We start from the raw sequence: 19,310 nt of genomic DNA, 5'->3' as shown, positions 1-19,310 counted from the left end.
CGGGGAAAAATGGAGCATTATTTTGCACCTCTGATAAGGGAATTACCTTGCGTTAACGCAGTGTTTGCCGCTTCAGCGCCAGTTTGCCAGCTGTAAACAGCGCGCGTCAGGGGGCACGTCATCGGGGTCGTGTGTGACCTGCACGACCGGAATATGCTGCTGTTTTAACTCACTAAATACCCACTGGCGGAAGTGGCCTCGCAGCTGTTGGTCAAGACGACTGAAGGGCTCATCGAGCAGCAGGGCGTCGGGTTGTGCCAGCAGCGCGCGCAGTAGCGCCACGCGGGCGCGTTGGCCGCCGGAAAGCGTGGCCGGGTCGCGCGAGTAGAAATCGGCCAGCCCGGCATGGTCCAGCGCGCGCTCAACCTCAAACCGCCGCTGTTGTCCTGTCACATTTTTCGGGAGCGCTAAGCGTAAATTCTGCCCGACGTTCAGGTGATCAAACAGCAATGCATCCTGAAATAAGATGCCAATACGCCGTTTTTCGGTCGGCAATGGGTCGCAGCGATGCCCGTTCAGCCAAAGCTCACCGCGGGCGCGAAACGCGCCGTCAAGGGCTCCGACCATCCACGCAAACAGGCTTGATTTCCCGCAGCCGGAGGGGCCCATTAGTGTGACGACTTCCCCCGGCTGGACGGTAAAGTTCACCTCGCGCAGCAGCGGCTGACCGGCCAGCGAAAGGGTCAAATTCTGCACCTGCAACATTAGCGTAATCCCCGGCGAAAATGGCTGACTTGCCGCGCCAATAGCGCAGTCAGCAAGAAAAAGAACATCGGTAGCAGCAGTTGCCATAGCGCCTGTGCGGCAAGCGTGGCGGTGGCTCCGCCGCTGCTCAGTGCCACCGCCTCGGTGGTTAGCGTGGGCACGCGTCCGCCGCCTAACCATTGGGTCGGCAGATATTGCGCGATGCTGACGGAAAAACCTATCGCCAGCGCGGAGAGTAACGGACGGATAATCAACGGGCATTTCAGCTGGAGAAATATCCGCCCACGCCTCCAGCCGAGCGTTTTGGCCAGCAGTACCTGGCGTGGATCAATCTGTCGCCAGGCGGGGCGCAGGACAAACAGCATCCACGGTACCACCCACAGCAAATGTCCCCACAGCACGGTAGTCAATAATCCGTCGAACCAGCCATATAACGCCAGCTGATACTGCCCGGCCGCCAGCGGTAGCGCGGGAAGTAATAAGGGCAAATCCAGCCAACGCTGATGGCGCGATGGCCCCCATTCCAGCCAGAGCAGGCACACCGCCGCGCCAATCAAGGATGAGAGCAGCGCCAGCCACAGGCTGTTATTAACGGTGTGCATCGCGGGAAGCGAGGCGTGCGCCAGCCAGGCGAGAAAAGCGGTGCACAGCACACCGCTAAGCGGCAGCATCAACCCCACGGTTTTTCCCGGTAGCTGCGGGAAACGAGGCTGGCGGTTGCCATCTGGATGGGGGTGACGACGACGGCAGGTTCGCCACAGCCCAACGGCAAGTGCGGCGAGAATAAACAGCATCGCGAGCAACAGAAGGCAGGCCAGAGCACCTTTGGCCTGCTCATCGATGTCGCCAGCGTTGAGCCATTGCCAGGCGAGCACCGCCAGCGTTGGCGGGTTGCCTGGGCCAATAATCATCGCCACATCGACCACCGACAAAGTCCAGGCGGTAGTCGCCAACAGCGCGACGCTAAGCGACGGCATCAGCGCCGGCAGAATGACGTAGATCAGGCTTTGCCCACGTCCGTAGCCGAGACTTTTAAACACCACCACTTGTTCTGCCAGCAGCCGCTCGCCGAGCAGCGCCCAGCACACCCACAGCAAAAAGCCGCTCTCTTTGACCGCCAGCACCAGTCCGAGACCAATGCCGTAGCGATCCTGTACGGCAGTTAACATCGGAAATAGGCGATAGAGCTCACCGCCTTCGGCAAACAACAGCAGGGCGCAGGTGGCAAAGGCTACGTGTGGCAGAGCCAGCAACCACGGCAAGCGGGACGCCAGCCGCTGCCAGCGGGGAGAGGGCCAAAGCGTGGCGATTGCCAGTAACGCCAGCAGCAGCGCGCCGCCCACGCCAATCAGCGTGGAGACTAGCGTGCTGATAACGGCCTGCGGCAGCTGCGGGTCATTAAACAGCTGCCGCCAATGGGCAACGGACATCGCCGGGGATAGCAAAAGCTCCGCCGCCGGTAGCAGGGGCAGATAGATGAACAGCATCAGGCCCCAGCAAAGGGCGGTTAATGCGTACCGTAACGGCGCAGCCATTCCTGCTCCAGCACGTTCACCCACGCCGAATGCGGTTCGGCCAGTACCGGCGGCGTATTTTCCGGAATAAGTTTTCGTAGCGTTTGCTGTTGTTCAGCGTCGAGCTTCGCGGCATCCAGCACGCTCGGATCGCCCCAGATGGCCGGATCGGCCTTGCGCAGTTGGGCTTTTGGAGAGAGCAGGAAGTTGGCAACCACCTGTGCGCCAGCGCTGGCAGAGGCGTTGGCTGGAATCGTAACAAAGTGAACGTTGCCGATCATGCCCTGCGTAAAGCCAAAGCTGTAACTGTCTTTCGGCAGTTCACCTTTGGCGACCTTTTGTTTGGCGTGCATCGGGTTAAAGGTTAGCGACAGGCGCAGAGTGCCGTTGGTCAACAGGGTATCCATACGTGCGGGAGAGGGGGGGAAATCTTTGCCCTGACGCCACAACAGCGGATGCAGTTTATCGAGATAGGCCCACAGTGGTGCGGTTACGGCGGCAAAGGTTTGGTCATTCGGCGGCTGTTTTAACGCGTCCGGATCGGTGGTGACGTTAATCAACAGCTGCTCCAGCAGCGCGGTGCCGGTGAAATCCGGCGGACGCGGATAGGTCACGGTGCCGGGATGCGCTGTGGCAAATTCCAGCAGTGCCTGTGGAGATGTTGGCGGCTGCGACGTTTGCTGCTGGCGGGCGATAAAGGTCAATTGCGCGCTGCCCCACGGCGATTCAGCGCCGTCGACCGGCACGGAGAAATCTTCACGCACCGGTTTGCTGACATCGACATAACGCCAGTTGGGTAACTGTTCCGCCCAGCCGGTACGTAATAAGTTGGCCTCTTTTAACGCACGGAAGTTCTCGCCGTTGACCCATAGCAGGTCGACTGAACCGTTGGTTTTACGCCCGGCGCGGGCTTCGGTCTGAATGCGTTTTACCGTATCGGCCGCGTCGGCAATATGCACGATGCGCAGGTCGACGGCGTAATCACGCTTCACTTCACCACTCACCCAGTCGAGATAATGGTTAATGGCTTCATCGCCGCCCCAGGCATTAAACCAAACGGTCTGACCTTTAGCGTCGTTTTGGATCTGCTGCCAGCTATCGGCGTGGGCGGCCAGCGGCAACAGCATGGTCATGCCAAGCAAACCAAACCGCAGATGGCGACGGGTTTCACCGTGATTACGCATCAGGAATTCCTCTTGTGTCTTTCTTGGTAGAAGGCCTTCGCGGCCACAATCACAATGGTTAGCGCGAACAGAATGAATAACCCGCTGACAAACCAGAAGGTGCCGCCGGTCAGCATGCTGCCGACCCACGAATAGACCACGGTGGCGGGAAGCTGGCCGAGACCGGTGGCGAGAATAAAATGACGAAAGCGCAGGGAGGTTAACCCCGCGGCATAGCTTACCGGGTCAAACGGCACGAAGGGCAACAGGCGGCAGACCAGAATGGTGTGTTTACCGTAGCGGGCAAAGAAGCTATCGACGCTCTTGAGCACCGCTTTACCGGTGAGTTTTTCCACCACTTCTCGCCCCAGAATACGAGCGATATAAAAACACAGCGCCGCGCCGACCATCGCACTGCTCCATGACAACAGCCCGCCCCAAAAAGCACCAAACAGTGATGCGTTGGCAAAGGTAATCAAAAACGCCGGCAGCGGTGCGGCAATGGCCTGAAAGATCATCAGCAGGAACGACACCACCGCGGCCTGCGAGCCATAAGAGTGGATAAAACGCTCAATCCCGTGCTGATCGAGCGCCATAAACGCACTGACGCTATTGTCGACAAACGCCGTGACTGAGGGAATAAACAGCCACGCCAGCAGCACAGCGAAGGCGGCGATGATAATCAGGCCGCGTAAATACCAGACCGTACGATTGTTATCTGCCATCAACTCTCCTTGGTCGGCAGTTCAACCCGCTTACGGCGGGCGTACTTTTTGGCCGCCTGGACCAGCGCAAACAGCGTCAGCCCGGCAATGCTGAGCTTAAGCACAAACGGTAGGGTTATGCCGTCGGCTGCCAGTTCGCTCGCCATAAAGGTGTAGATAAAAATACCGGGTAGCGTGGTCAGGGCGGAAATCAACGTATATGACCAAAAGGGGATCGCCGTTAATCCGTAGGCATAGTTCTGAATATTGTAGGGAAACAGCGGAATAAGCCGGGTGAGAATGAGAAAGTCAGTTCCGTTGCGGGTCATGCCGCGCTCAATTGCCTGAAATGTTGCTGTATGGCCGACATATTTCAGCAGCAGCGAACGGCCAAGCCAGCGGGCAAGAATAAACGACAGCGCGGAGGCCAGCGTTGCCGCGACCAGCGACAAAAGCGTGCCCAGCCACGGCCCGAAGACCATCCCACCCGCCAGCACCAGTATGCTACCGGGCATCAGGCAGAGAGTGGCAATAATAAATAGCGTGATATAGAGGCCATAGCCGAGGACGCCGCTTTGCCCAATAAGCTGCTGCAAATGGCGAAAATTAGTCACCAGTTCGGCCAGACCGAAGCGGTGAATACAGACGAAAAGCAGGCTGATAACAGCGACAATGAGCAGGAGCTTAGAGGCTGCGGAGTGGTGACTTCTTTTGCATGGGGGTCCTCCTGCCGGGAAGAAAAAGTGTGCGCGACGTTATTATAACTTCACGGCTACAGCAAGAGCTTAGCGCTGATTTATTGATATTGCTCAGAATTATCTCGCCACTACGGGCGTTAGATCGCTAGCCCGGAGCCATTATTGACTGCGGGCTAGCTGAACAAACTTACTTGAAGGTGGCCCAAACCGGCGCGTGATCCGACGGTTTTTCCATCCCGCGGATTTCATAATCGATGCCGGTTTCGATACAACGTGCCGCCAGCGGCTGGCTGGCTAACAGCAGGTCTATACGCAGCCCGCGGTTGTCATCGAAGCCTTTTGAGCGGTAGTCAAACCACGAGAAGCGATCGTTCGTTTCCGGGTTAGCGTTGCGGAAGGTATCAACCAGACCCCAACCGAGCAGGCGCTGCATCCACTCGCGCTCTTCCGGCAGGAACGAGCATTTACCGGTACGCAGCCAGCGTTTGCGGTTGTCTTCACCAATGCCGATATCCAGATCGGTTGGGCTGATGTTCATATCACCCATGATCAGTACCGGATTATCTTTGTTCAGGCGGGTTTCCAGATAGTCCTGCAAATCCTGATAGAACTTGGTTTTGGCCGGGAATTTGGTTTCGTGGTCGCGGCTTTCTCCCTGCGGGAAATAGCCGTTAATCACCGTCACGTTGCCAAACTCGGACGGAACTTCAGCAATGATGATGCGGCGCTGCGCATCTTCATCATCGGTTGGAAAGCCGCGATGGACCGCAATAGGTTCAGCTTTGGTCAGGATAGCCACGCCGTAATGGCCTTTCTGGCCGTGGTAGAAAATGTGGTAGCCGAGCTTTGCCACCTCTTCAAGAGGGAACATATCGTCGTGCACCTTTGTCTCCTGCAGGCCAATCACATCAGGCTGATGTTTTTCAACAATGGCTTGCAGTTGATGAGGGCGGGCACGCAGGCCGTTGATATTAAAGGAGACAAATTTCATAGTCGTTGCCACTTTGCGGGATGAATTGTGACGGGATAGTAGCAGAATTTAGATTGTCTCGCTGCTCTTGTACGGCGGTATGGCCAATTTCTTTTATCGTCGCTGCCGTGTTGTCGGGCAAAAATTGCACCAGGTTTGGGCAATCTGCGCCGTAATGAGGCGTAAATATGCGATAAATTTCGTAGTCGATCACAAATCCAGAACGATATTTTGCCGATGCATAATATTTCTTAATTTCGCCCTGAATAGTCCCCTGATGTCATTGATATTCACTTTGTATGCATTTTTTGTGAATAAAAGGCTTTTGTAACTTATTGATATTTCGTTATCAATCCTCTTTTATGCATTTTTAGCTCTCGCTGGCACGAACCGTGCAATCTACATTTAAAGGGAAATAACCAAAATCATTAACATAAATTAAACCATTTGTTTACTTATCGAGGTCGCTATGTCTCAGTCAATCAGCCGTCAAAATTTTGATCAGTGGATGATGCCGGTTTACGCCCCGGCTCAGTTTATTCCGGTACGCGGCGAGGGGGCATGGTTGTGGGATCAAGAGGGGAAAGGCTATATCGATTTTGCCGGCGGGATCGCTGTTAACGCGCTCGGGCACGCCCATCCGGCGATGATCCGCGCGTTGACTGAGCAGGCCAGCAAATTCTGGCATACCGGCAACGGCTATACCAACGAGCCCGCGCTGCGGCTGGCAAAACAGTTGATTGACGCCACTTTCGCGGATCGCGTCTTTTTCTGCAACTCCGGGGCGGAAGCGAACGAAGCGGCGCTGAAGACGGCGCGTAAATATGCCCATGACCGTTTTGGCGAACACAAAACCGGCATCGTGGCGTTTAAGAATGCCTTTCATGGCCGCACGCTGTTTACCGTCACCGCTGGGGGGCAACCGGCCTATTCACAAGACTTTGCGCCGCTGCCGCCGGATATTCGTCATGGCGTCTACAACGATATCGAGTCCGCCCGCGTACTGATTGACGATAACACCTGTGCGGTGATCGTTGAGCCGATTCAGGGCGAAGGCGGAGTGATCCCGGCGACGCAGGAATTCCTGCGCGAACTGCGCGAGCTGTGCGATCGCCACCACGCGGCGTTGATTTTTGATGAGGTGCAAACCGGCGTCGGACGTAGCGGCGAACTGTATGCGTATATGCATTACGGCATCACGCCGGACCTGCTCTCTACCGCCAAGGCGCTGGGCGGCGGTTTCCCAATCGGCGCGCTGCTGGCGCGTGAAGAGATGGCGAGCGTGATGACGGTGGGAACGCACGGCACCACCTACGGCGGTAACCCGCTGGCCTGCGCCGTCGCGGGCGAAGTGCTGTCGATTATCAATACTCCGCAAGTATTGAACGGCGTGAAGCAGCGCGAACAGTGGTTTAAAGAGCGTCTGCAGGCGATCAATGCCCGGCTGGGATTATTTAAAGAAATTCGCGGCGTTGGGCTGTTGATTGGCTGCGCATTGCGCGATGAATATGCCGGAAAAGCCAAACAGATAAGCCTGTTGGCCGCTGAAGAAGGATTAATGGTGCTGATTGCCGGAGCCAGCGTTGTGCGCTTTGCACCGGCACTTGTCGTCAACGAAGAGGATGTGACGCTGGGTCTCAACCGTTTCGAAGCCGCCTGTGAACGCTTTATCGCGGAGACATCATCATGATGATTATTCGTCCTGTTGCCGCTGGAGATCTCCAGGGTTTGCTCACGTTAGCGGGGGAAACGGGTGGCGGTCTCACCTCGTTGCCTGCCGATGAAAATACCCTTGCGGCGCGTATTGCCCGCTCGCAGGCGACCTGGCAAGGTACGCTGCCGCGTGGCGATCAAGGCTATGTGTTCGTGCTCGAAGATACCCGCAGCGGTGCGGTAGTCGGGGTGTGTGCGATTGAAGTGGCGGTAGGTATCAACGATCCCTGGTACAACTATCGGGTGGGCACGTTGGTGCACGCCTCGAAAGAGCTGAACGTTTACAACGCTCTGCCAACCCTGTTTCTCACTAACGATCACACCGGCAGCAGCGAGCTGTGCACGCTGTTCCTTGACCCGGCGTGGCGCAAAGAGAGCAACGGCCATCTGCTGTCATCATCGCGTTTCTTGTTTATGGCGGCGTTTCGCGACCACTTCAATCACAAGGTGGTGGCAGAAATGCGCGGCGTGATTGATGAGCACGGTTACTCCCCATTCTGGGAGAGTCTCGGGAATCGCTTTTTCTCGATGGAGTTCGCCCGCGCCGATTACCTGTGTGGTACCGGGCAGAAAGCATTTATCGCTGAGCTGATGCCTAAACACCCGATCTATACCGATTTCCTCAGCGATGAAGCTCGGGCGGTGATAGGCCAGGTCCATCCGCAAACCGCCCCGGCGCGCGCGGTGCTGGAGAAAGAAGGTTTCCGCTATCGCGATTATGTCGACATTTTCGACGGCGGCCCGACGCTGGAGTGTGAAATCGACCGGGTGCGCGCGGTGCGCAAAAGTCGCATGGTTGCCGTGGCGGAGGGTGAGCCTGGCAGTAGCGATTTGCCGCTGTGCGTAGTCGCCAACGAACAGTATCAGCACTACCGCGCGATGCTGGTTCATGCCGATCCGCAGACGGAACGCCTTGTGTTAAACGCCGAACAGCTGGATGCCCTGAACTGTCATCCTGGCGACAGCGTGCGCCTGGTGCGCCTGTGCCCTGAGGAGAAAAAATAATGAGCCTATGGATTAACGGAACATGGCAAACCGGCAGTGGCGCATCACGTCAGAGCGCTAACCCGGTGACAGGCGAAGCGGTGTGGGCGGGAAATGACGCGACGTCATTGCAGGTGGAATCAGCGGTCGTAGCCGCACGTGCGGCTTTTCCGGCCTGGGCTCGCCGCCCGTTTGCCGAACGTCAGCAAATCGTTGAGGCGTTTGCGGGGCTGCTGGAGAGCCATAAAGCGGAGTTGACCGAGGTGATTGCGCGCGAAACCGGAAAACCGCGCTGGGAGGCAGCAACCGAAGTGACGGCGATGACCAATAAAATCGCCATTTCACTGGCTTCATACCGTAGCCGTACGGGAGAAAGTTATAGCGAAATGGCCGATGGTGCGGCGACGCTGCGCCACCGTCCCCACGGCGTGCTGGCGGTATTTGGCCCGTACAACTTCCCCGGACACTTGCCGAATGGCCATATCGTTCCGGCGCTGCTGGCGGGGAATACGGTGGTGTTTAAACCGAGCGAACTGACGCCGAACTGCGGTGAGGCGGTGGTCAAACTGTGGGAAAAAGCCGGTTTACCGGCGGGAGTATTGAATTTACTGCAGGGCGGACGCGAAACCGGCGAAGCGCTCAGCAGCCAATCGGGACTGGACGGGGTGCTTTTCACCGGCAGTTCTGCCACCGGCTTTCACCTGCATCGCCAGTTGGCCGGTCAGCCGCAAAAAATGCTCGCCCTTGAGATGGGGGGCAATAACCCGCTGATTGTCGATGATCCTGATGATATTGACGCCGCCGTGCATCTGACGATTCAGTCGGCGTTTGTCACCGCCGGTCAGCGCTGTACCTGTGCGCGCCGTTTGCTGGTGAAGCGGGGAGAGATTGGCGATGCCTTTATACAGCGTCTGGTGGAAGTGGCCGGGCGTATTGTGCCCGATGCCTGGAACGCCGAGCCGCAGCCGTTTATCGGTGGATTGATTTCGGCGGCTGCCGCCGAACGAGTTTATCAGGCCTGGGAGATGCTGGTGGAACAGGGCGGCACAACGCTGCTGGCCCCGCGTTTAGTCAAACCCGGAACCTCGCTGCTGACGCCGGGGATAGTTGAATTAACCGAGGCGCACGATATCGCCGATGAAGAGGTGTTTGGCCCGCTGCTCGGCATCTGGCGCTATGAGGATTTCACCCAGGCGATTTCGTTGGCTAATGCCACGCGCTATGGCCTGTCCTGTGGTCTGATTTCCAGCGAAAGAGAAAAATTCGACCGCCTGCTGCTCGAGGCGCGCGCCGGGATCGTCAACTGGAACAAACCGCTGACCGGTGCCGCCAGCAGCGCGCCGTTTGGTGGCACAGGCGCCTCCGGGAATCATCGTCCTGGCGCATGGTATGCCGCAGATTACTGCGCCTGGCCGATGGCAAGCCTTGAGTCGCCGACGCTGACGCTCCCTGCTTCGCTCAGTCCAGGGCTCAACTTCGCCTCGAAGGTACCATCATGAACGCCTGGGAAGTGAACTTTGACGGTCTGCCGGGGCTAACGCATCACTACGCCGGACTGTCGTTTGGTAATGAGGCCTCGGCCAAACATCAGTATCAGGTGTCGAACCCACAGCGGGCAGCGAAGCAGGGGCTGTTAAAAATGAAGGCGCTGGCCGATGCCGGATTCCCGCAAGGGGTTATCCCGCCGCAGGAGCGTCCAAACGTCGCGCTGCTGCGCCAGCTAGGGTTTGGCGGACGTGATGAGCAGGTGATTGCCAAAGCCGCCGCGCAGGCGCCGGAACTGTTGAGTGCGGCCAGTTCCGCCTCGGCGATGTGGGTGGCTAACGCGGCCACGGTTTGCCCTTCCGCGGATGCGTTGGATGGCAAGGTGCACCTGACCGTGGCGAACCTTAATAGTCTCCTGCACCGTGCCAGTGAGGCCCCGACAACGCAGGCTATTCTGCAGGGCATTTTCCACTCTCCAGAGCACTTCGCCGTTCACGGCCCGCTGCCAGCGGTGGCCACCTTTGGCGATGAAGGTGCCGCCAACCATAATCGGCTGGGACGCGACTATGGTTTGCCGGGAACCCAGCTATTTATTTATGGCCGGGACACGGCCAACGGCGTGCAGCCGCAGCGTTATCCGGCGCGGCAAACGCGCGCCGCCAGCGAGGCGGTGGCGAGGCTGAATCAGACCAACCTAAACCAGGTGATTTTTGCTCAGCAAAATCCTCAGGTGATTGACCAGGGCGTGTTCCATAATGATGTTATCGCGGTCAGCAACCGCCAGCTGTTGTTCTGCCATGAACAGGCGTTTGTTCATCAGGCGCAGTTAATACAGCAACTGCGTGAACGGGTGCCAGGATTTATGGCGATTGAGGTACCGACGTCAAAGGTTACGGTTGCGCAAGCGGTGTCGACCTATCTGTTTAACAGTCAACTTTTGAGCAAGCCCGATGGCAGCATGATGCTGGTGCTTCCCGGTGAGGCGCAGGAGAATCCGCGCGTCTGGCGTTACCTCAACGAGTTAATAGCCCAGGACAACCCTATCGATACGCTGCGGGTGTTTGATTTACGTGAAAGTATGGCCAACGGCGGTGGCCCGGCCTGCCTGCGGCTGCGGGTGGTGCTGAACGAGGCCGAACGTAAAGCGGTGAATCCGGCTGTGATGATGAACGATTCGCTGTTTGTCAGCTTGAATGATTGGGTGGATCGCTATTATCGCGATCGCCTGACGGTGGGCGACCTTGCCGACCCGCAGCTATTGCAGGAAGGACGCGAAGCGCTGGACAGGCTGACGCAGATCCTGCATTTGGGGTCACTCTATCCATTCCAGCGTTAAGGAGAGCAGATGAAACAGTTCCTGGCGTTGACGCTGGCGGGGCGATTACCGCCCCAGCTGGAGGGGGATACCGAAACCTTTCATTGGGAGTGGCGCGAGGCGGGCGTGTTGCAATTGACGCCCCATCAACCCTGTTCGCAGGCAATGGTACTGTCGGCAGGGATCCACGGTAACGAAACGGCCCCGGTAGAGATTGTCGATAACTTGCTCCATGCGCTGATTAGCGGGCGACAAGCGCTGCGCTGGCATTTGCTGGTGGTTTTGGGCAACCCGCCGGCGATGCGCGACAATAAACGTTATCTACACAGCGATCTCAACCGCATGTTTGGCGTGCGCTGGCGGCATTTCCCGGTCAGCGATGAAACCATTCGGGCGGCCAGCCTTGAGCAAACCGTGGCAGCGTTTTATCAGCGCTGCCCGGCGGATGTTCGCTGGCATCTCGATATGCATACCGCCATTCGCGGTTCTCATCATCAGCGTTTTGGCGTTTTACCCGCAAGGGAGACGCCATGGGATCCACAGTTTCTGACCTGGCTCGGCTCAGCGGGGCTACAGGCGCTGGTGTTTCATCAGGCTCCCGGTGGAACGTTCAGCCATTTTACCTGCGAATCCTTTGATGCGCAGGCCTGCACGCTGGAGCTGGGGAAAGCCAAGCCGTTTGGGCAAAATGATTTGTCGCAGTTTGCGCTGGTGGAACGCCAATTGGCGAACCTGCTGGCGGGCGAATTTGGCGGTGGTTCAACGGTGGAACCCCTCCACTATCGGGTGGTGCAGCAGATAACCCGACGCAGCGCTGATTTTCGCCTCTATATGTCGGCTCAGACGCTGAATTTTACCCCGTTTGCCAAAGGAACATTGCTGGCAGAAGACGGTGAGACTCGCTATGTGGTGGCCTCAGCCTGTGAGTACGTGCTGTTTCCCAACCCGGATGTCGCGCTGGGACTACGGGCGGGGTTAATGCTTGAGCGCTGCCCTCCCGTTATTTAATAAGACTTGCCGCTTCAGCTTCCGGGCGGCATTTATTTATTCTGATTTTCAGTATTACAGATTAATCCTGGATAATTGCTTTATTAATAATCTCCGGTGCTTTATACTTCTACAAAATCCCTTCTTAATCATGCAATTGAATATTTTTGTTGCAACTTTCTATTATTTTTCCTTAATTTCTCCATAATTGGATGGAAATCGTTTTTTACACTTTCATTGTTTTACTCAGGCTCTGATTAATTGACGATAAACACCGTAAAGTTAATCACGTCAACACGGCAATGCGCCGTCAGAATAATTGAAAGGAAGGACCGATAATGAAAAAATTAACTGCTCTGTTTGTTGCCTCTACCCTGGCTCTGGGTGCCGCTAACGTGGCTCACGCCGCGGATACGACCTCAACCACGACCACCGAAGCGGCACAGCCGAACGCTAAAATGATGAATCATCATAAAGGCAAAATGGGCCCACGCCACGACATGATGTTCCAGGGGCTAAACCTGACCGATGCGCAGAAACAGCAGGTTCGCGACATCATGAAAGAGGGCCGCGAGCACAATAAACGCCCGGCACAGGAGGCGCAGGAAGAGATGCGTGCGATGCATAACCTGGTCGCCAGCGACAGCTTCGACAAAGCGAAAGCGCAAGCGCAGATTGCGAAAATGGAAGAGCAGCATAAAGGTATGATGCTGTCTCGTCTGGAAACCCAGAACAAGATTTACAACATCTTAACCCCAGAACAGAAAAAACAGTTTAATGCGAATTTTGAGAAGCGTCTGACAGAACGTAAAGCGCCAGCAGGTAAAATGCCTCCTGCGCCTGCCGAATAAGTTTAGCGGCACACTGTCTTAAGACCGCCGGATTTGCCCATAAATACCAACAGGTTATGGGCAGGTCCGGCGGTTTTTTCTTTATTTCTTCCAGAAATCATCAAACACGGTAATCGGCGGACGACGTTTATGCTCGGTCTTCAGATACCAGCCTTCAATGGTCTTCGCTTGCGCAGACTCCAGCGTTTTGCCTTCCAGGTAATCATCAATATTATCGTAGGTCACGCCCAGTGCGACTTCATCTGGCAGAGAAGGGCGGTCATCTTCGAGATCGGCGGTCGGCGCTTTCTTATATAAATGCTCAGGGCAGCCAAGCTCGGCCAGCAGCTGTTTACCCTGACGCTTGTTGAGGCGGAAGATTGGGTTGATGTCGGTACCGCCGTCGCCGTATTTGGTGAAGAAACCGGTGATGGCTTCTGCTGCATGATCGGTCCCGACGACGACGCCGTGGGTCATACCGGCAATGCTGTATTGTGCTTTCATGCGCTCGCGGGCTTTTTCATTGCCGCGAACAAAGTCGCTCAGTTCAATGCCGGCTTCACGTAGCGCCTGCTCGCTGGCCAGCACCGCGGCTTTGATATTGACCGTCAACACGCGGTCCGGCTGAATAAAAGCAATGGCATCCTGGCAATCCTGCTCATCGAACTGTACGCCGTAAGGCAGACGCACGGCGAAAAACTGCAGCGCGCTGTCGCCGGTTTCGGCGCGAAGCTCATTAATCGCCATCTGACACAGTTTGCCGGTAAGGGTTGAGTCCTGCCCGCCGCTGATTCCCAATACTAACGATTTGATAAACGGATAAGTTTTTAGATAGGTTTTCAGAAAATCGACGCTGCGACGGATCTCTTGTTGCGCATCAATCTGTGGTTTTGCGCCAAGCGCCTGAATAATCTCTTGTTGTAACGCCATTTACCCCTCCGGAAATGTGTGCCAGCCTGTGCCGATAGCCCATTAGAACAATGTGTTAAAGCTACCTCTTTGACGGTAAAACGACAAGGATCACAGTTTTGACTGATGTAAATTAATCCGATTATTCCGTTAATCGGCGTTCATTCAGGCGTATTGGTTGATAAATAGCATTATTTATTCCAGGCTTAATGCACTTCATAAAAAAGGAGAGGGAAGATGAATAAGAATATTGTTGGTTTCCTGGGCGCCGCTGCTGTCATGACCCTGCTGGCTGGCTGTACCGCATACGACCGCACGGCAGACCAGTTCACTCAGCCGGTGGTTAAAGACGTGAAGAAAGGGATGAGCCGTTCGCAGGTTGCACAGATTGCGGGTAAACCATCATCTGAAGTATCGATGATCCACGCCCGTGGTACTTGCCAGACCTATATATTGGGTCAACGTGATGGTAAAGCAGAAACCTACTTTGTGGCCTTAGACGATACCGGCCATGTTATCAACTCTGGTTATCAAACTTGTGCGCAGTACGACACGGACCCGCAGGCCGCCAGCAAGTAATCGTGTATTCATCGGACATCTACGAAAGCCCGACCTTAGCGTCGGGCTTTTTTACGAGAAATCATGCTTATTTCTTGTCGCGAATTATTTTGACCAAAGTGTGAGGGTAGTCAAAACCAGAGGTCAATGAGAGACAATTTCTGGGCTTTGAGAATTATCCGTACACAAATTGTTGCCGTATACTCAAGGCATAAACAGAAGATAACTCATCTGTTACATACGAGGGTAGTGGGCACAAGGAACATCGCCCGGTGATGGCAGATTTCACAAGTTGAGGAAGCGTGAATGGAAAAGAAACATATTTATCTCTTTTGCTCTGCAGGGATGTCTACTTCATTGTTAGTATCCAAAATGCGTGCGCAGGCTGAGAAATACGAAGTACCGGTCGTCATTGAAGCATTCTCCGAAGCATTTGCGGCTGAAAAAGGTCCTGAAGCTGACGTTATTTTACTCGGTCCACAAATTGGTTATATGTTAGGTGACATTCAGAAGATTTTACCTAATAAGCCGATCGAAGTTATTGATTCAACGCTGTATGGCAAAGTAGATGGTTTGGGCGTGCTTAAAGCAGCTGTTGCTGCAATTAAAAAAGCCGCTGCGCAGTAATTTAATTATTTTTCCCGTCAAAGAGTTATTTCACTTACAATCGCCGCAATATTAATTGCGGCCCTTTAAGGGTATTTTCTATGAGTAAAGTGATCGATTCGCTTGAAAAGGTACTCCTTCCTTTTGCTGTTAAAATAGGAAAGCAGCCTCACATTAACGCCATTAAAAACGGTTTTATTAAATTAATGCCGCTGACCCTCGCGGGGGCCATGTTCGTATTAATTAATAACGTTTTCCTGAGCTTTGGTGAGGGGTCATTCTTCTATTCAATGGGCATTCGTCTGGATGCATCCACCATTGCAACTTTAGACAGCTTTAAAGCCATCGGCGGTAACGTTTATAACGGTACCCTGGGCATTATGTCGCTGATGGCGCCTTTCTTTATAGGTTCAGCTTTAGCAGAAGAACGCAAAGTTGACCCGATGGCGGCAGGTCTGCTTGCCGTTGCAGCCTTCATGACCGTTACCCCTTACAGCGTCGGCGACGCGTATGCGGTAGGCGCTAACTGGCTGGGCGGTCAGAACATCATCTCCGGTATGATTATCGGTCTGGTGGTGGCTGAGCTGTTCACCTTTGTTATCCGTCGCAACTGGGTTATTACGCTGCCAGATAGCGTGCCATCTTCCGTCGCACGTTCATTCTCGGCGCTGATTCCAGGCTTCCTGATCCTCTCCATCTTCGGGATTATCTCCTGGATGCTGGCCTCCTACGGCAGCAACTTCCACCAGATAATCATGGACTCTATCTCCAAGCCGCTGGCGGCAATGGGTGGCGTCGTGGGCTGGGCGTACGTGGTCTTCAACTCCCTGCTGTGGTTCTTCGGTGTTCACGGTTCCCTGGCGCTGACCGCGCTGGATAACGGCATCATGACCCCATGGGCGCTGGAAAACATCGCGCTGTACAACCAGTATGGTTCTGTTGATGCGGCAATCGCTGCGGGCCAGCAGTTCCACTTCTGGGCGAAACCAATGCTGGATTCCTACATCCTGCTGGGTGGTTCCGGTGCGACTCTGGGCTTGATTATCGCCATCTTTATCGCTTCTCGCCGCGCTGACCATCGTCAGGTTGCGAAACTGGCGCTGCCATCAGGCATCTTCCAGATTAACGAACCGATTCTGTTTGGTCTGCCAATCATCATGAACCCGGTTATGTTCATCCCGTTTGTTCTGGTACAGCCGATTCTGGCCGCTATCACCCTGGCAGCCTACTCAATGGGCATCATTCCACCGGTTACTAACCTGGCTCCGTGGACCATGCCAACCGGTCTGGGCGCATTCTTCAACAGTAACGGTAGCATCGCAGCCCTGTTTGTCGCTCTGTTCAACCTCTGTGTCGCCACAATGGTTTACATTCCATTCGTGATGATTTCGAACAAAGCACAGCAGACCATTGAAGAAGAAGAAAGCGAAGAAGACATCGCTGCAGCTCTGAAATTCTAATGCCAATGCGGTATGGAGCGAGCCTCCATACCGCCCTCACAAAAAGGGAATAGTTATGTTTGATTTGGAAAATGTTGTTGCTGAGGACGTGCAGGAAAACGATCTCGAAGAAGTGGTGATGGGCCTGATTATCAACTCCGGGCAGGCGCGCAGCCTGGCATACGCCGCGCTGAAGCAGGCTAAGCAGGGTGATTTTGAAGGTGCAAAAGCCACTATGGACCAGTCCCGCGTTGCGCTGAGCGAAGCTCACCGTGTGCAGACACAGTTAATTGAAAGCGATGAAGGCGAAGGACGTATGAAAGTGAGCCTGGTGTTGGTTCATGCGCAGGATCATCTAATGACGTCAATGTTGGCCCGCGAACTCGTTGCTGAATTGATCGAACTTCACGAGAAGGTACAATAGGCTTTTCCCCATGAGGCAACCAAAGATGATCAGCATGGAAATCAACACCGCCAGAGAACAACAGCTCTTTAACGGTAAGAATTTTCATGTCTTCATCTACAACAAAACGGAAAGCATCAGTGGGTTACACCAGCATGATTACTACGAGTTCACAATCGTACTGACCGGGCGCTACTATCAGGTTATCAATGGCAAACGGGTTATGCTGGAGCGCGGAGACTTTGTGTTCATCCCTATGGGTTCACACCACCAGAGCTTCTATGAATTTGGTGCGACGCGAATCCTAAACGTTGGGATCAGCAAAGACTTCTTCGACACCCACTATCAGGCGCTGGTCCCGTTTGCTCTGGTTGCTTCGCAAGTCTATTCGATTAAAAGCACGTTTCTTAGCTACATTGAGTCGGTTATTGCATCACTTCACTTTCGCGAAACGGAATTTGACGAATTTATTGAACTGGTTTCCTTCTATGTGATCAATCGTCTGCGACATCACCGTGAAGAGCAGGCGCAGGATGTCACGCCGCAGTGGTTAAAATCCACCGTTGAAGCCATGCACGATAAATTAAAATTTGGTGAAGGGGCGTTGGAGAATATGGTCGAGTTATCCGGGAAAACCCAGGAATATTTAACCCGAGCCACTCAACGCTACTATGGCAAAACACCAATGCAGATTATTAATGATATCCGCATTAACTTTGCCAAAAAACAACTGGAAATAACCAACTACTCGGTAACTGATATTGCGTATGAATCAGGTTATAGCAGCCCAAGTTTGTTTATTAAAACATTCAAAAAGCTGACCTCATTTACGCCAAGTAATTATCGTAAGAAGTTAACGGTTATCAAATAACGCGCTGCGATAATATTTCGTAGTTCTGAAACAAAGAATTTATCTCGCCGCATATTATGCGGAGGGTCAACCACGCTTAGCTTGTGGATCTCTAGGGAGAAAGATATGAGCCAGAAATTAAAAGTCGTTACTATTGGTGGTGGTAGCAGCTATACGCCGGAATTGCTGGAAGGTTTTCTCAAACGCTATCACGAACTGCCGGTCAGCGAATTATGGCTGGTTGACGTAGAAGACGGGCAGGAGAAGCTGGATATTATCCACGCTCTGTGCCAGCGCATGGTAGAAAAAGCCGGCGTACCGATGAAGGTCTACAAAACGCTTAACCGCCGCGAAGCCTTGCAGGGTGCTGACTTTGTAACGACGCAGCTGCGCGTCGGCCAGCTCCAGGCTCGTGAAAAAGACGAACGTATCCCGCTGAGCCATGGTTATCTGGGTCAGGAAACCAACGGCGCAGGCGGCCTGTTTAAAGGTCTGCGTACCATTCCGGTGATTTTCGACATCATTAAAGATGTGCAGGAAATTTGCCCCGACGCGTGGGTCATCAACTTTACCAACCCGGCCGGGATGGTGACTGAAGCGGTTTACCGTCATACCAACTTTAAGCGCTTTATCGGCGTATGTAACATTCCTATCGGGATGAAAATGTTCATCACCGACGTGCTGCGCCTGAGTGAGAGCGACGATCTTTCCATCGACCTCTTCGGCCTGAACCACATGGTCTTCATCCGCGATGTGCTGGTGAACGGCGAGTCCCGCTTTGCCGAACTGCTGGACGGTGTGGCCTCCGGGACGCTCTCCGCCAACACCGTGAAGAACATCTTCGATATGCCATTCAGCGAAGGGCTTATCCGCTCTCTGAACCTGCTGCCGTGCTCTTACCTGCTGTATTACTTCAAGCAAAAAGAGATGCTGGCTATCGAAATGGGCGAGTACTACAAAGGCGGCGCCCGTGCTCAGGTGGTACAGAAGGTCGAGAAACAGCTGTTTGAGCTGTACAAAAATCCGGATCTGAACGTGAAGCCGAAGGAGCTGGAACTGCGCGGTGGGGCATACTACTCCGACGCAGCGTGCGAAGTGATCAACGCTATCTACAACGATAAGCAGACCGAGCACTACGTCAATATTCCGCACCACGGGCATATCGACAACATTCCGGCCGACTGGTCTATCGAAGTGACCTCTATCCTCGGTCGTGATGGTGCGAAACCGCATCCGCGCGTAACGCACTTCGATGAAAAAGTGCTGGGTCTTATTCACACCATCAAAGGCTTCGAGGTTGCGGCAAGCAATGCGGCGTTGAGCGGTGAGTTTAACGATGTGCTACTGGCGCTGAACTTAAGCCCGCTTATCCACTCTGATAAAGATGCAGAGATTCTGGCGCGTGAACTGATTCTGGCCCATGAAAAATGGCTGCCGAATTTCGCCGCCACCGTGGAGAAGCTGAAAAAGTGACAGG

The 19,310-nt window shown here is 54.5% G+C and carries 19 protein-coding genes; 12 read left to right on the top strand and 7 right to left on the bottom strand.

Features of this window, described 5'->3' with window-relative positions:
* Positions 1-72: 72 nt before the first annotated feature.
* The 6 genes from LZ634_RS13900 to xthA form a co-directional block, all read right to left on the bottom strand.
* Complete coding sequence (locus LZ634_RS13900) at positions 73-705, bottom strand: ATP-binding cassette domain-containing protein (RefSeq protein WP_234506160.1); 633 nt, start codon at positions 703-705, stop codon at positions 73-75.
* On the bottom strand, positions 705-2,240 hold the full coding sequence (locus tag LZ634_RS13895; RefSeq protein WP_234506158.1) for an ABC transporter permease subunit: 1,536 nt from the start codon (positions 2,238-2,240) through the stop codon (positions 705-707). The genes LZ634_RS13900 and LZ634_RS13895 overlap by 1 nt, the downstream gene beginning before the upstream one ends.
* Positions 2,213-3,403 (bottom strand): ABC transporter substrate-binding protein, encoded by a 1,191-nt coding sequence (locus LZ634_RS13890; RefSeq protein WP_234506156.1) that lies wholly within the window; start codon positions 3,401-3,403, stop codon positions 2,213-2,215. Before LZ634_RS13890 ends, LZ634_RS13895 begins: the two co-directional genes overlap by 28 nt.
* Positions 3,403-4,107 carry a TVP38/TMEM64 family protein gene (locus LZ634_RS13885; protein WP_414467741.1) on the bottom strand — a complete coding sequence of 235 codons (705 nt, stop codon included), beginning with the start codon at positions 4,105-4,107 and terminating at the stop codon, positions 3,403-3,405. Before LZ634_RS13885 ends, LZ634_RS13890 begins: the two co-directional genes overlap by 1 nt.
* Positions 4,107-4,766, bottom strand: coding sequence for a TVP38/TMEM64 family protein (locus tag LZ634_RS13880; protein ID WP_234506189.1), 660 nt, complete (start codon positions 4,764-4,766; stop codon positions 4,107-4,109). Before LZ634_RS13880 ends, LZ634_RS13885 begins: the two co-directional genes overlap by 1 nt.
* Before the next feature lie 205 nt (positions 4,767-4,971).
* On the bottom strand, positions 4,972-5,775 hold the full coding sequence (gene xthA / locus LZ634_RS13875) for an exodeoxyribonuclease III (RefSeq protein ID WP_234506153.1): 804 nt from the start codon (positions 5,773-5,775) through the stop codon (positions 4,972-4,974).
* A 448-nt stretch (positions 5,776-6,223) separates the two neighbouring features.
* Between xthA and LZ634_RS13870 the strand changes: the two genes are divergently transcribed.
* The 6 genes from LZ634_RS13870 (at position 6,224) to spy (ending at position 13,089) form a co-directional block, all read left to right on the top strand.
* On the top strand, positions 6,224-7,444 hold the full coding sequence (locus tag LZ634_RS13870; protein ID WP_234506151.1) for an aspartate aminotransferase family protein: 1,221 nt from the start codon (positions 6,224-6,226) through the stop codon (positions 7,442-7,444).
* Positions 7,441-8,472: an arginine N-succinyltransferase gene (gene astA / locus LZ634_RS13865; protein WP_234506147.1), complete on the top strand. Its 1,032-nt coding sequence runs from the start codon at positions 7,441-7,443 to the stop codon at positions 8,470-8,472. Before LZ634_RS13870 ends, astA begins: the two co-directional genes overlap by 4 nt.
* The gene (gene astD, locus LZ634_RS13860; RefSeq protein WP_234506145.1) at positions 8,472-9,950 is read left to right on the top strand and encodes a succinylglutamate-semialdehyde dehydrogenase; all 1,479 of its coding nucleotides are present in this window, start codon (positions 8,472-8,474) and stop codon (positions 9,948-9,950) included. The genes astA and astD overlap by 1 nt, the downstream gene beginning before the upstream one ends.
* Complete coding sequence (astB, locus tag LZ634_RS13855; protein WP_234506141.1) at positions 9,947-11,272, top strand: N-succinylarginine dihydrolase; 1,326 nt, start codon at positions 9,947-9,949, stop codon at positions 11,270-11,272. Before astD ends, astB begins: the two co-directional genes overlap by 4 nt.
* A gap of 9 nt (positions 11,273-11,281) precedes the next feature.
* Entirely contained in the window at positions 11,282-12,259 is a 978-nt protein-coding gene (astE, locus tag LZ634_RS13850) for a succinylglutamate desuccinylase (protein WP_234506138.1), read from the top strand.
* Between the two features lie 314 nt (positions 12,260-12,573).
* Positions 12,574-13,089 (top strand): ATP-independent periplasmic protein-refolding chaperone Spy, encoded by a 516-nt coding sequence (gene spy, locus LZ634_RS13845; protein ID WP_234506186.1) that lies wholly within the window; start codon positions 12,574-12,576, stop codon positions 13,087-13,089.
* A gap of 81 nt (positions 13,090-13,170) precedes the next feature.
* On the opposite strand, the gene nadE is transcribed toward spy, so the two are convergent.
* A complete protein-coding gene (gene nadE, locus LZ634_RS13840) occupies positions 13,171-13,998 on the bottom strand; it encodes an ammonia-dependent NAD(+) synthetase (RefSeq protein WP_234506135.1) in 828 nt (275 codons plus the stop codon).
* 216 nt (positions 13,999-14,214) lie between these two features.
* Between nadE and osmE the strand changes: the two genes are divergently transcribed.
* The 6 genes from osmE (at position 14,215) to LZ634_RS13810 (ending at position 19,306) form a co-directional block, all read left to right on the top strand.
* Complete coding sequence (gene osmE, locus LZ634_RS13835) at positions 14,215-14,556, top strand: osmotically-inducible lipoprotein OsmE (RefSeq protein WP_052281686.1); 342 nt, start codon at positions 14,215-14,217, stop codon at positions 14,554-14,556.
* A gap of 285 nt (positions 14,557-14,841) precedes the next feature.
* Positions 14,842-15,162 (top strand): PTS sugar transporter subunit IIB, encoded by a 321-nt coding sequence (locus LZ634_RS13830; RefSeq protein WP_052281685.1) that lies wholly within the window; start codon positions 14,842-14,844, stop codon positions 15,160-15,162.
* 80 nt (positions 15,163-15,242) lie between these two features.
* The gene (gene chbC, locus LZ634_RS13825) at positions 15,243-16,601 is read left to right on the top strand and encodes a PTS N,N'-diacetylchitobiose transporter subunit IIC (protein ID WP_061284849.1); all 1,359 of its coding nucleotides are present in this window, start codon (positions 15,243-15,245) and stop codon (positions 16,599-16,601) included.
* A 55-nt stretch (positions 16,602-16,656) separates the two neighbouring features.
* On the top strand, positions 16,657-17,004 hold the full coding sequence (gene chbA, locus LZ634_RS13820) for a PTS N,N'-diacetylchitobiose transporter subunit IIA (protein ID WP_234506132.1): 348 nt from the start codon (positions 16,657-16,659) through the stop codon (positions 17,002-17,004).
* Between the two features lie 25 nt (positions 17,005-17,029).
* Complete coding sequence (chbR, locus tag LZ634_RS13815; RefSeq protein ID WP_234506128.1) at positions 17,030-17,854, top strand: transcriptional regulator ChbR; 825 nt, start codon at positions 17,030-17,032, stop codon at positions 17,852-17,854.
* Positions 17,855-17,959: 105 nt separating this feature from the next.
* Positions 17,960-19,306, top strand: coding sequence for a 6-phospho-beta-glucosidase (locus LZ634_RS13810; protein WP_234506124.1), 1,347 nt, complete (start codon positions 17,960-17,962; stop codon positions 19,304-19,306).
* Positions 19,307-19,310: the final 4 nt, after the last annotated feature.

Source organism: Kluyvera intermedia, assembly GCF_021440345.1.
Classification (GTDB): Bacteria; Pseudomonadota; Gammaproteobacteria; order Enterobacterales; family Enterobacteriaceae; genus Kluyvera; species Kluyvera intermedia_A.
The sequence above is the reverse complement of the archived record's forward strand: the minus strand, read 5'-3'. Positions and strand labels throughout refer to the sequence as shown.